Origin of the sequence: Mesorhizobium sp. Root695, assembly GCF_001428185.1 — a bacterium.
GTDB lineage: Bacteria > Pseudomonadota > Alphaproteobacteria > Rhizobiales > Rhizobiaceae > Mesorhizobium.
Genome location: NZ_LMHO01000046.1, coordinates 62,940 through 75,021, shown reverse-complemented (window position 1 = coordinate 75,021; position 12,082 = coordinate 62,940). Strand labels below are relative to the sequence as shown.

At 59.0% G+C, this 12,082-nt stretch carries 12 protein-coding genes and 2 pseudogenes; 8 read left to right on the top strand and 6 right to left on the bottom strand.

Features of this window, described 5'->3' with window-relative positions; all coding sequences use genetic code 11:
- Positions 1-75: 75 nt before the first annotated feature.
- Complete coding sequence (locus ASD99_RS32990) at positions 76-321, bottom strand: DUF982 domain-containing protein (RefSeq protein WP_082583468.1); 246 nt, start codon at positions 319-321, stop codon at positions 76-78.
- A 565-nt stretch (positions 322-886) separates the two neighbouring features.
- On the opposite strand from ASD99_RS32990, the gene ASD99_RS30690 reads away from it, so the two are divergent.
- From ASD99_RS30690 to ASD99_RS30675, 6 genes are all read left to right on the top strand, one after another.
- Positions 887-3,733: an ATP-binding protein gene (locus tag ASD99_RS30690; RefSeq protein WP_057145930.1), complete on the top strand. Its 2,847-nt coding sequence runs from the start codon at positions 887-889 to the stop codon at positions 3,731-3,733.
- Positions 3,734-4,055: 322 nt separating this feature from the next.
- The gene (locus ASD99_RS32985; RefSeq protein WP_162256737.1) at positions 4,056-4,562 is read left to right on the top strand and encodes a transposase; all 507 of its coding nucleotides are present in this window, start codon (positions 4,056-4,058) and stop codon (positions 4,560-4,562) included.
- A 291-nt stretch (positions 4,563-4,853) separates the two neighbouring features.
- Positions 4,854-5,474 carry a DUF6538 domain-containing protein gene (locus tag ASD99_RS30685; protein WP_156389117.1) on the top strand — a complete coding sequence of 207 codons (621 nt, stop codon included), beginning with the start codon at positions 4,854-4,856 and terminating at the stop codon, positions 5,472-5,474.
- A 7-nt stretch (positions 5,475-5,481) separates the two neighbouring features.
- Entirely contained in the window at positions 5,482-5,679 is a 198-nt protein-coding gene (locus ASD99_RS30680; protein ID WP_057145928.1) for a hypothetical protein, read from the top strand.
- Between the two features lie 3 nt (positions 5,680-5,682).
- On the top strand, positions 5,683-5,856 hold the full coding sequence (locus ASD99_RS33795; RefSeq protein ID WP_156389116.1) for a hypothetical protein: 174 nt from the start codon (positions 5,683-5,685) through the stop codon (positions 5,854-5,856).
- A 59-nt stretch (positions 5,857-5,915) separates the two neighbouring features.
- Positions 5,916-7,247 (top strand): carbohydrate porin, encoded by a 1,332-nt coding sequence (locus ASD99_RS30675; protein WP_200951048.1) that lies wholly within the window; start codon positions 5,916-5,918, stop codon positions 7,245-7,247.
- A gap of 604 nt (positions 7,248-7,851) precedes the next feature.
- On the opposite strand, the pseudogene ASD99_RS34415 reads toward ASD99_RS30675, so the two are convergent.
- The 3 genes and pseudogenes from ASD99_RS34415 to ASD99_RS35060 form a co-directional block, all read right to left on the bottom strand.
- Positions 7,852-7,965: pseudogene (locus ASD99_RS34415) on the bottom strand (GNAT family N-acetyltransferase); the annotation flags it as partial.
- Positions 7,946-8,641: a thiamine pyrophosphate-binding protein gene (locus tag ASD99_RS35575; protein ID WP_413813968.1), complete on the bottom strand. Its 696-nt coding sequence runs from the start codon at positions 8,639-8,641 to the stop codon at positions 7,946-7,948. The pseudogene ASD99_RS34415 and the gene ASD99_RS35575, both read right to left, overlap by 20 nt.
- 67 nt (positions 8,642-8,708) lie before the next feature.
- On the bottom strand, positions 8,709-9,023 hold the full coding sequence (locus ASD99_RS35060) for a hypothetical protein (protein ID WP_162256736.1): 315 nt from the start codon (positions 9,021-9,023) through the stop codon (positions 8,709-8,711).
- Between ASD99_RS35060 and ASD99_RS30660 the strand changes: the two genes are divergently transcribed.
- Positions 8,979-10,325, top strand: coding sequence for an NAD(P)/FAD-dependent oxidoreductase (locus ASD99_RS30660; protein ID WP_057145925.1), 1,347 nt, complete (start codon positions 8,979-8,981; stop codon positions 10,323-10,325). The genes ASD99_RS35060 and ASD99_RS30660 overlap by 45 nt on opposite strands.
- A 47-nt stretch (positions 10,326-10,372) precedes the next feature.
- On the opposite strand, the gene ASD99_RS35055 is transcribed toward ASD99_RS30660, so the two are convergent.
- Both ASD99_RS35055 and ASD99_RS30655 read right to left on the bottom strand, forming a co-directional pair.
- Positions 10,373-10,501: a class II D-tagatose-bisphosphate aldolase, non-catalytic subunit gene (locus ASD99_RS35055; protein ID WP_244497966.1), complete on the bottom strand. Its 129-nt coding sequence runs from the start codon at positions 10,499-10,501 to the stop codon at positions 10,373-10,375.
- Positions 10,458-11,307, bottom strand: a pseudogene (locus tag ASD99_RS30655) (sugar kinase); the annotation flags it as partial. The pseudogene ASD99_RS30655 and the gene ASD99_RS35055, both read right to left, overlap by 44 nt.
- A gap of 203 nt (positions 11,308-11,510) precedes the next feature.
- On the opposite strand from ASD99_RS30655, the gene ASD99_RS30650 reads away from it, so the two are divergent.
- The gene (locus tag ASD99_RS30650) at positions 11,511-12,044 is read left to right on the top strand and encodes a hypothetical protein (RefSeq protein WP_057145923.1); all 534 of its coding nucleotides are present in this window, start codon (positions 11,511-11,513) and stop codon (positions 12,042-12,044) included.
- Positions 12,045-12,082: the final 38 nt, after the last annotated feature.

Below are 12,082 nucleotides of genomic sequence, written 5' to 3'. Positions count from 1 at the left end.
GCTAGCGTGATGGCCCGTTTGGACGGGCGAAAATTGATCGACGACCCCAACCAAATCCTATGTCCGAAACGCAAATCACTCGACCAGCATGTGCGCTTCGCGCGCCGCGTCGACAAACGCGTCTCTGGCCACGTCAGCCGGAACACTACCATTCAAGGCCTGCTGGCATGCCCGTTTCGCCGATCGGTGCTTGTCGCTTCCTCCGTTGCGCCAATGATCGTTGAGAAGGTCAAGAGCTTGCCGAGCGTTGGTAAGGTTTCGAATGTCGCCGCTTATGCCGGTGGCAACAGATATTGGCTTGGAAAACCAGGCATCATACATCGAGTGGGCCGCCTCTAACTGGCTGAACTCTGACAACGCGCCCCGTCGGGTGAGGTTTCATCGACAGGCATCACCCTTGCGTGAACCCAAGCCCTGTGAATAGCAGCAGCGCGTTTGAGAGCGGCCGTGTCAAGAAAGGCAGTAAGTAGGCGTTGCCTGGAAGAACGGAGCGAATGCACTCATTGCCTCCCGACTCTGTTCGAAAAGGAGATTCATCCGAGGAAGACGGCGTAGTTTGTTCTCGATGGAAGCGCCGAGAGATGTTGAGGGCCAGATCGCTGTCCCGGCGCTTCCGAGGTGTCATCCTCGGATGGGGCCAATCGCTTTCTGGAAATGGCCCGGGATCGGCTCTCAGCGAGATATCCCAGCACGGTTACGCGGTCGTTGAATGATTTCAAGAATGATCGAGGGTGAGAAAGCCTGGGCGGCACAGAGCGGCGATCGATAGTGGACACGGAAGTCTGGCATCGCACGGCGGCCCCACAACGCCTTGACTTAACGTCGATCATATAGCGAATTAGGGAAATGTACGAGACGAGCTCCGGCCAGGCCAAGGGCTTCGATCATGGCAAACGACAGCGAATCTGGCATCTCGACAATTGCCTTTGGTCGCTTCGTGCTGACACCAATCAAACGATTGCTTACGAGAGATGGCGAGCCAATCGCAATCGGTGGCCGCGCGCTCGAGATTCTGATCGCATTGACCGATCGGCCCACGGAGATCGTGAGCGGACGTAAATTGATTGATATCGTATGGCCGGATGTGACGGTCGAAGAGGCCAATCTCCGAGTCCACATCGCCGCTCTTCGTAAGGTCCTCGGCGACTCTAGAGACGGAAATCGGTTTGTTATTACCGTACCTGGTCGAGGATACGCGTTCGTTGCTCCTTTGCTGCGCTCACCCCATAGCGGCACTAGCTCTATCTATAGTGAAGCCGGGTTGCCGCAACCAAAGAACTTGCCTGCACCGTTGCGGTCAATTGCTGGCCGCGCCGAAACGTTGGCAGAGTTGATCGCGCAGGTGCAGTCAAACCGCTTGGTAAGTGTTGTGGGGCCGGGCGGCATTGGAAAGACTACTGTCGCGATAGCGGTTGCCCACGCGCTTCTGTCTGACTTTGGAAACGAAATGGTTTTCTTTGTCGATCTTGGTTCCCTGGACGACAAAGCCGACGCTGCGAGTGCGGTTGCCGCCGCTATTGGATGTTCTGTGCAAGGCCTTGTACCAGATCACGCTATACCCGCGTTTCTCGCGGACAAGCGCGCCCTGCTCATTCTGGACAGCTGCGAGCATGTTATGGAGACAGTCGCGCCGCTGACAAAACATATAGTCGCTGGGGCGCCGTCCATCCACATTTTGGCAACGAGCAGAGAAGCACTTCGCGTCGAGTTAGAGAACGTCCATTTGCTCCCGCCGCTTGCTTGGCCGCTTGACGCCGCGCCGTCTGCGGCTTCGGCTCTCGCTTCGCCGGCAGTGCAACTTTTTATGGAAAAAGCTGCTGTCGGCGGGCTTTTGGACGGCCTTCAGGACAGCGATGCCCCCATTGTAGCTGACATCTGCCGACGGCTTGATGGGATTGCGTTGGCGATCGAGATCGCTGCAAGCCGAGTGGGAACGTATGGCATTAGAGGAGTGGCCAGCCTCCTCAATGAGGCCGATCCATTACAATTTCAAGGTCGGCGCAGTGCCACGTCGAGGCACCAAACGTTGCAGGCGATGCTTGACTGGAGTTTCAACCTGTTGTCGGGAAGCGAGCAAAAAACGCTCTGCACACTCTCAATTTTTATCGGTCAATTCCCCCTCGATGCAGCCTATACGGTTGCGGGTGTTGTGGATAATGACAGAAAGAAACTGGCGACCATCATTGCAAGCTTAGCCGACAAATCTCTGATTTCAATCTCATCGATTAGCGGCTTTGTTTACTACCGACTTCTGGATACGACGCGCGCATACGCCTCTGCCAAGCTCAAGGTTGGCGACGAGGAAAGGGCAATAGCCGGGCGCCACGCCCTCTACTTCGACAGTTTCCTCAAATCGCGCTTGGCAGGACAAGGATTTGATGGCAGGGACGCGGCCAAATATACTCCTCATCTAGGCAATATCCGCAAGGCGCTTGAGTGGAGTTTTTCCGATCGGGGCAATCCCGCCATCGGACGCGAGCTTGCCACCAATGCCGTGTCAATATTTCTGGAAATTTCCCAATTTGGAGAATGCCAGAGATGGTGCCGTCAAGCTATATCTGGGCTACCTGAAAGAGATCGTGGGACATCACTAGAGCTACAATTATATTACGCACTGGCGCGATCGGCGCTCTACGCTCCAGGAAGCGTCAACGAGGTCAAGGACGCGTTCAAACGCGCATTGCATCTGTCAGAGATTTTACACGACGAACGTCGTCAATTCGATCTGCTCGCCGATTTCAATGTCTATCTCGTTCGCAATGGTGATTTCGAAGGTGCGATTGCTACAGCGAAGGAAAGCGCCGCTATCGCTCAGCGAACGGGCGACCCCGTCGAAAAAATTCTTTCAGAGTGGTTGCTTGGCGCCTCATATCACGCGACTGGCAATCAGGCAGCTGCGCTGCGTCATTGCAAGAATGGCTTCCTGTTGCAGGCGTTTCCCGCCTCGTCTTTGAAATTGGACCTGGCTAGCGAAGCGCGTGCGCGGCTGGCCTTGACGCGATCCCTGTGGCTGCGAGGTTTTCCCGATCAAGCTCTCGAATCCGCCCATGAGACAATAGAACACATGCGCGCCTACAGCCATCATGCTTCCTACTGCTTTGCCTTAGTCTGGACGATCCCCGTCTTCTTTTGGTGCGGCGCATATAAGATGGCGGCCGAGCCGATTGAGAGCGCGCTATCACATGCGTCCAAGTATTCTCTCCCGGCCTTTCAGGCCATCGCCCGTGCACAGAAGGGCGAGTTCCTGCTTGTAAATGGGGACGATTCGACGGGGTTGGAGATGCTCCAGCAAGGCTACTCAACCATGCTTTCCAGCCAATACAGCATCATAGCGTCTTCGACGTCCTGTGTATTATCAAAAGCGTTGGCAGCTTCAGCACGTGGTGAAGAAGCGCGGCAAGTGCTTGAAGTAGCGTTGTCACGCGCCGATCTGGTTAACGAACGATGCTGGCGGCCAGAGTTGCTACGAACTCAAGGCGAGATCGAGTTGATGATGCCGCAGCCGGACCTTGCTTCTGCCGAGCAATTTCTTCTGAGGTCAATTTCTTGCGCGCGAGAGCAATCCGCCTTCAGTTGGGAACTAAAGGCAGCAATTCCCCTTGCCCAAATGTGGAGGGATTTGGGTAAGAATCAGGAGGCCAGATCGCTGCTAGGAAGTGTTTACCAGCGATTTACTGAAGGGTTTGGAACGCGAGATCTTATCGCAGCATGTCAACTTTTGGATCAGCTCTAACAGCCCAAAGGGATGGGAACCTTAGGCCGGAGAACAGAAAGCGGCCGAGCAAACCCTGCACAGCAGCGAACAGAACCTGCGATTGATCGTCAACGCGGATCGGCATGAAGAAAGCGAAAGGGGCGGATGCTCGCAAGATCGCGGTTCTGCCCCGCTGCCTCTGGGTTGGCGGCACCAGATTTGAGTGGGGCGGAGAAAAGATGGCGTGACACGATCTCAATCACGGGCCGTCCGGACCCGGATGCAGGCTATACCAGTCGGGCGAACATTCTGGACGCGCGCGAGAAAGACATTGAACTTGTCGGGCCATGGACTGAAACTGATGGCCGCGCCAAGCAACGGCTTGCTCGTGTTGGGGGTAACGGACGCTTTCCTGCCCGACAAGTTCCAGTACGATACGGCGTCCGACAGCTACGTTTGTCCGGAGGGCAAGACGCTCACCGCCCGCTATGGCCATGTGCGATCTGGAAGAAAGATGGTGTGTTATCTGGCCAGCCCGACCGATTGTCGGCCATGCCCCAGTCGCCGCCAATGTTGCTCAGGCAACCAGCGCTATGGACGATCGATTGTCGTTACACACGAAGACCTTGTAGTGAGTGCGTTCCGCTTTCGGAAAAATTCGCCAGAGACAAAAGCGTTAATCCGCGAACGTGGGCGTGTCGCAGAGTTCGTCAATGCGTGGCTGAAAGATAAGCTGGGTCTGCGGCGCTTTCGTGTGCGCGGGTTGTCAAAGGCAGGAGCGGAAGCCCTGTGGGCCCTGCTGGCCTACAATATCCGGCAATGGATCCGCCTGCGCTGGAAGCCAAGAATTGCAGCGGCCACCGCCTGAAGACCAAGCCTGCAAGCACGACTAACCGCGGAAGTTGGCCCCAAAAGGCCCTCTTGCACATCTTAGTCATCGGTTTGCTCTCGCATCGCCGAAGCGGTGCAGCTTTGAACACTATCCGGTACCAAACCTAACAATTTCACAGGTCGTCAACAGATTGTGCGAGGCCCATTTTCTTAGACATCCGGATTGTGGATCCGGAGGTCGCTGGTTCGATCCCAGCCAACGGTACCATCGGCCAATCTTGCAAATTATTGATTTTGCTGAAGAATTTTGCATTTCCTGAGTTGACGCTTGCGCCATTTTGGCCGTTTGTGTTACTTATTGCGATACAAACGGTATCTTAAAGATATGGGAAGGCGACGCGAAGCGCATGATCCGGATCGCTTTCTGCAACGAAGGGGCGATCGCTTCCACTACTACCGACGGGTCCCAAAGGAGCTACGAGAACTCGATGATCGCGGTGTTTTCGTACGCCGCGCGTTGGACACATCGGACCGGTTAAAGGCGCGCACCGCGAGTGATCTCCATGAGGCTGCCGATAACGCGTTATGGTCCTCTCTTATACTGGGCGAAAACCCAGAAGCTGCGCACATTCGTTACCGGCGCGCTATCAAGCGCGCAGAGGCGCTAGGGTTCGTCTATCGTCCGCTCGCCGACATCCTCGTTGCCGAGCCGCTAGACACCATCCTACAGCGGGTCGAGGCGACGATTGGAAAGCCTGCCAGTTCTCCGGTGGTTGACGCTGTTACTGGCACTGTCTCCCATCCTGACGACAAGATTTCGGAAGCGCTGAAGCTCTATTTCGACGAAATCGTCCGCGACGAACTCCGCACCAAAAGCGCCGAGCAAAAGAAACGATGGAAGGCAAAACGCCAAATGAGCGTCGATGTCTTTATCGCACTGGTCGTTTGAGGATCGCATGAAGAATGGCAGGCTGGATGAGGAACTCCGGCGCATGCTGATGGGCCACACCATCGACCGTCCGAAGTACGGCGAAGGCGGCGACATCAGAGTGTGGCAAGAAGAACTCATGAAGATCGTACTGCCGATCCCTCAATCGTTTAGCGCGCTGATGGGCTGCGGCAAGGCGTTCTTCTTTCGCTTGGCAATCTTTTAGGGCATGTTCAAGATAGTCGTACAGCGGAAGCCATGTCTCACCTTGGTCGCCGTGCGCGACGATTATCTCGGCCACGCGGTCGAGCGCTCGCTCAACCCGTTGCACGGTGATTGGCTGAAGCTTGGGCGAATGATGTCTGTGGTCGAGGTTTCGCCCCCCGTGGAGGATGCCAAGTGAAGTCCCGATGCGGTCGGTTGCAACGGTCGCTGTCATTCATTTTTTTGGCGGATTTAATCTTGCTCGCTGCTCCGGCCGGCGCCGCCGCCGCGTCCGGCCAGGCGGGTAACTCAATCTGGCAATGGGATCACCTGACTGGGGACTGGAATGGCGACCGGAAGGCGCTTGAGGACAAGGGCGTTAAGTTCACCCTCGATTACGTCAGCGAGGTCATGGATGTGGCGAGTGGCGGCATCCGCCAGGGCGCGGCCTACGAAGGTCGCTTCGACGTCAACTTGGACCTCGATTTTGAGAAGATGGGTCTGTGGCAGGGTGGATCTGCCCATGTGACGTTGTATCAAATACACGATCTCAATGATCGCAATGTCGCCGCTGAGGTTGGCAGCCTCGGCGATCCAAGTAACATCGATGCGGTTCCGACGACGCGGCTCTTCACCGCCTGGCTCCAGCAAACGTTTGCAGACGGCAGCTTTGTCAGGTTGGGGCAGGTTTCGGCGGACGAGGATTTCGCAACGAGCAATTCGGCCGGGAAATTGCTCAACGGTGCGTTTGGATGGCCTGTGCTGAATGCCTCGGATATGCCGAGCGGCGGACCGGCCTATCCGCTTGCGACGCCCGGTGTGGTTTCAGGCATTTACCTCAAGCCGCAAGTTGTCGTGCGCGGTGGGCTTTTCAGCGGCGACCCGGCCGGCCGGGATTGCCAAGACGATCCGCAGGTTTGCAACTTTCACGGCACCACATTCAGTTTGACCGGTGGCGCCCTGCTGATGGCCGAGCTGGCCTATGAGCTCAATCCGGACGGCGCGGCGGACGGGCCATCGGTTTCTTACAAGCTCGGTGGCTGGTATCACACCAGCACGTTTGCCGATGACCGATATGGCCTGAGCAGTTCGGGCGATGTGGTGTCGCGCGCGTCGCCTCAAGCGGTGGGTCCGATCATGCATTCGGGGAACTGGGGTGTCTACGCCCTGGTAGACCAGACGCTGTTTGAGGGGAATGGCACCAAAGTCGGTGGCTTCTTGCGCGGGCAGTTGGCGCCGTCTGACAGGAATCTGGTGGCGTGGGGAGTCGACGCAGGGCTGGCCTTTACCGGCCTACTGCCAGACCGCAAAGACGATACGCTGACCGTTGGCGTCAGTCACTCAGGAATCAGCCATGCGGCATCAGGACTTGATAGAGACACCGCGGCCGAAACAGGCACAGCGTATCCAATACGTTCCGGCGAGACCATCTTCGAGGTGAATTACAACTTCGTCGCGGCACCATGGTGGAATATTCAGCCGGATTTCCAGTACATTGTCCATCCCGGCGGAGGAGCTGCGGATGATGCGACCGGCCAGGCAATCCCCAACGCCCTCGTTGTTGGAGTCAGAAGCACCATCGACTTCTAAACTGCTCTCGCCGGAGTTCCAATCAATCGATCGCTTCGGCCGAAAGAAGCCTGGCTTATGTCAGGCAAACATAGGCTTTGGTGCGGACCCAGCGGGCAAGTGGCGCCATTTCTGACCTCGAAGTCATGGAAGTCGAACAGACCGTGGAGACGCAAGCGGCGAGAATCTCGCAGCTAAATTAAGCGCCCGGGCGGATTGCGTCGAACGGGCGCGTCGTCTGCGCAACGCCCTTTGCGCAGGAAGTGGAGCGGCTTACCGAAGCAAGGTATAGAGCCGGTGCCATCACCTCGCGCATCTGGCTCGACGTGCAGGAACGACGTCGCATGGCCGAGGAGGCGCTCGCCGAGATCCTACTTGCTCAACTCGTCAACGAATCTACCCTGTTCCGGGCATTTGGCGGCAGCACGGATGGTCCAGGCAACGGGCTGCAATGAGCATCAAATTGGCCCAACCATAAAGACCGTGCCTCGGAATTTCGGTGCTGCCACGCAGCAACCCCGAGAAAAGACACGGCCGCCACGAGAGTAGAATCGGTGTCCCGCGATTTACAGGACATAAATCTGGCGGTGGACGAGTGATGCCCTCCACCAGCCGTATGCTGCATTCAGCTCAATGCGTGGCCGGCCAAACTGTAAACCCACGGTCCGTTTTCTTCCCGGTTCAGGAATCGGCGCCCTTTGGACATGGTTGTAACGGCTTCAGCCGGGGCAGCTCTGCTGAAGAAACGCGGCGTAGGCAAAGAAAGCCACCGGACGCATTGCGCCTACCAGGATCACATTGGAAACGTCCGACAGCACCTTCACGGCCTGGTCTATGGAGTAGGGTAGCCGCGTGACGGGATATCGCCCTTCGCCACGTTCGATACGGGCATTTGAAACGGGGGCAAAAAGCCTTGCACCAGCTGCGGCGGCGATTCTGCTCGCCAGTTCAAGCTGCGGCGCCCGCAACGCCATGCCACCAAGAATGATCGCCGTTTGCCGGCGGGAACGCAGCAGGCGTGCCGATTCCGCGACGGCGTCAGGGCTCACTTGCAGGGCGCGCCGGACACGGCTCGGGGCGATCCCACAACACCGCCCGGATTCCAGCAGACATCTGATGGCAATATGAGGGTAGCTATACCGCCGGGACTGTGCAGCGAGGCTTCGACGGCGGCCGCGGCATCTTCTCCAACGGTGCGTGAAGTCGCTGACGTTCTGACCCACCGCGAAACCGGGGCGTGACCAGACTTCGGTATCGGCCGTCAGCGGTGCGTCCAACTGGCGGTGATGGGTCGCCTGACCACCTACGAGGTTGACTATCGGCGTATTCGCTCGGCGTGCGTTGTGAAGGTTCGCGAGACCGTTTGCCAGACCCGGGTCGCAATGCAGCAAGGTGGCGGCTGGCTTGCCGGTCATTCGTCGCGGATTGGCGAAACATGTATTGACCCCACACGCACCATTCATGTTTTTTCCATCCGATCTTTCAAAACGTGAGTCTTGGAGGCCGGTCCACTGGCGACTCCCCATAGCGCGTTGCGCCGATTCCCGCCGATGATGTGGCGGCCTTGAGGGCCGCAGCGAGATCTTTGAGTTTCTGCGGTGTATAGGCATCGTAGTACGCTTGGTTCTTGCGGCCGCTTGCGTGCTCGGCGCTGAAGCGGCGCAGACATTCCACGGAAGCGGCCGAATCTCGCTGCCAAGACAAGTCTTTAAGCCGGATACCGCCGTAGCGTACCAATAGGGACAGTGCTCTTTGATAATCTTCCCCTTCACCGAAGCCACTCCAATCCAGTTTCAAGAGCCGCTGCCGAAGACCTCGGAAGTCGTGATCATCGGCGGTGGCGTCATTGGCGTGACCACGGCACTGTTCCTGGCGCGACGGAACATCTCGGTGACGCTGCTGGAAAAGGGACGCATCGCCGCCGAGCAGTCCTCGCGCAATTGGGGCTGGATCCGGCAGCAGGGTCGCGATGCCGACGAACTGCCGATCGTGATCGAAGCGCAGCGCCTCTGGCGGCAACTGGCCGAGGAGTGCGGCGAGGACATAGGGCTGAAGCAGACGGGCGTCACCTATCTTGCGCGGACGGATAAGGAGATGGCCGGTTTCGCGAAATTCCTGAAGATCGCCCTGGCTCATGGCGTCGACACGCGTCTCCTCGACCAAGGTGAGGTGGCAAGTCTTATCCCGGCCATGTCGCGACCGTTCAAAGGCGCCATGACCACCCCATCGGACATGCGCGCCGAGCCTTGGGTCGCCGTGCCCGCGATCGCTCGCCTGGCCGCCCGGCAAGGCGTCACGATCATCGAGAATTGTGCGGCACGTATGCTTGACATCTCGGCGGGCCGGATCAGCGGCGTCTGGACCGAGCGGGGCCACATCGCCACCTCGAGCGTCCTCGTCGCCAGCGGCGCCTGGACGTCGCTCTTCCTGCGCGCGCACGGCATCTCTATCCCGCAGCTCTGCGTCAGGGCGACCGTCGCCGCGACAGCGCCGATGGCCGAAATCCACGCCGGTGCCGCCGCGGACGAACGCATCGCGTTCCGTCGCAGGCAGGATGGCGGATACACGCTCGCATCGGGAGGCAGTAGCCAACTCTACATAGGACCGGACGCATTTCGACATGCGGGCAAATATGCCAGCGCCCTGATGGCCAATCCCTTTGGCACACGCTACCTGCCGGCCGCGCCGCGCGGATATCCGGACGGCTGGTTAACCCCGCGAAGATGGGACGCTGACAAGGAAACCCCGTTCGAACGGATGCGCGTCCTCAATCCCGCTCCCGAGGCTGCGGCGCTCCGCGCCATCGATAGCGGGTTCAGGGAATTTTTCCCGCAATTCAAGACAGTGCCGATCAAGGCGAGTTGGGCGGGCATGATCGATGCGATGCCGGATGTCGTGCCTATCGTCGATCGGGCCGCTGCGATCCCAGGCCTCATTGTCGCGACCGGGATGAGTGGCCACGGCTTCGGCATAGGACCCGGAATGGGCCGTATCCTGTCCGATTTGATCCAGGGCAACGAGACCGGGCACAATCTCCACAGGTTCCGTCAATCCCGTTTCAGCGACGGCAGCCCGATCCGATTGGGACCATCGCTGTAAGCGTTCCAGCCCCCGGCCCATCGGCTCTGAAGGGGCCGGACGCGGGTTCAGGTGCCGCATGCCCGAGCGTACACCTCGATGCTTCGCTGGACGTGATCGATCGCGATCTCCTCGCCGTCGCAGGCGCGGTCGGCCCAAGCGAGCGCCGAAGGCAGGTGCTGGAGAAACAGCGTCACCGGCACCTTCCGGCCCTTCAGCGCATTGAAGAGCCGGGGCAATCGGCGCGGGCGCCGGTGCGTTGACGGGCCGACGCGCCATGTTCGCCGCGCTTGACGGCGATCTCCTTGACCCCTCGTTTGAACAGCGCCTCGATCGCGCGTTCCTCGCCGTCCATGCCGGCCGCCAGGAACAATTCGTTGCCCGACGGCAGCACCAGGTCCGCTTTGTCCACCAGATCCGCGAATTTCTCCTCGGTCTGGCCGTGGGCCAGCAATTCCTTGCGCAGGTTCGGATCGAGCGACATCGTGCCGCCGCGTGCCGTGATCAGGGGGATCGCGCGTTCGGTGATCGCCCAGGCGGCGGGGCTTGCGAACACCGTTCCCATGACGTGGATATGCCCGCAACGCGCGATCAACGCCTCGACCTGCGGGGTCCATTCCAGCCGGGCTGCGGCGGATTTGGCGATGTTGTAGACGAAATCGCGGCTTCCGTCCTCGCGGTAGCGAACAAAGGCGCTGCCCGTCGGATAATCCGGGGAAACAGCGATGGCGGAGATGTCTACGCCGTCTCGTCTCAGGCGCTCGATGTTGACGAAGCCGAAATCGTCGTCGCCGACCACGCCCACCATCGCGGCCGCTCCGCCCATACGCGCGCATTGATCGATGAAGATGGCGGGGGCGCCGCTCGGAAAGGGACCAATGAGGTCGATCGGTTCCCGGAAGCCGGCGCCTGTCTCCCTCGCGACGATCTCAACCAATATCTCTCCAATGGTCACGGTTGGCCCGAGCGAGTCTGGTGCCAGCGTTTTGGGGGTGTCGTTCATCAAGCGTCCAATCCTGGGGTGTGGCGTCGTTTGCGGTTCACGAGACTGAGGCGCAAGGGGATTCTTACCGGATCGATGCGAATCGACCAGATGCCACCGCCACTCAGCCATGATCCGACATTGTGCCATCAGGATATCCTGAGAGCCGTTAAGCCTTGCGCAATCTATGCGGTCTATCCTGGCTTGCAGATTGTCGAGGGAACATGAAACGCCAGCCGCTTCTGCTTTTTGCCTTCCCCTTTCTCATTCTTGCGGTCCTGGCAGGGGAGCGCATGGCGACCTTCTTGCTGGGCGCCTATCCAGCCAGCCCCACCGCATGGTGGATATGGCTTGAATTGCGCCCCTTGTCGGTGATGCTTTGGCAGCAGGTCGATGTCTACCTGGGCAGCTCGATGGCTGTCGACGCCGCCATCCTGGCCGTCGCATCGATCGCCTGTTGGATGGCGTGCCACGCCAGAAGGTCGGCATTCTTCTTCCTCGCCAACCACGTCGCCCTGATTTTCGCTGGGCTGATGATCGCGGTCGGCAGCCATTCGGAAACGGCGAGCACGATTGCTGCATTCACGTCGCCTAGCGGCCTTCAGTTTTCGCTGGCTGTTGATTTCACCTTGAAGAACAGCCTGGTGCTGCTTCTGGGGGCGGCGGCCTGTGCCTACTGCCACATCGCCTTCCTCGCCGAAGCGCGGGAGCGGTCCGTCCGGGCCATCAGCATCCTGGCCCTGCAGCGCGATCTCTAGATCGTTCCAGGCGGTCTTCGCCAGCTACGCCCCAAAAG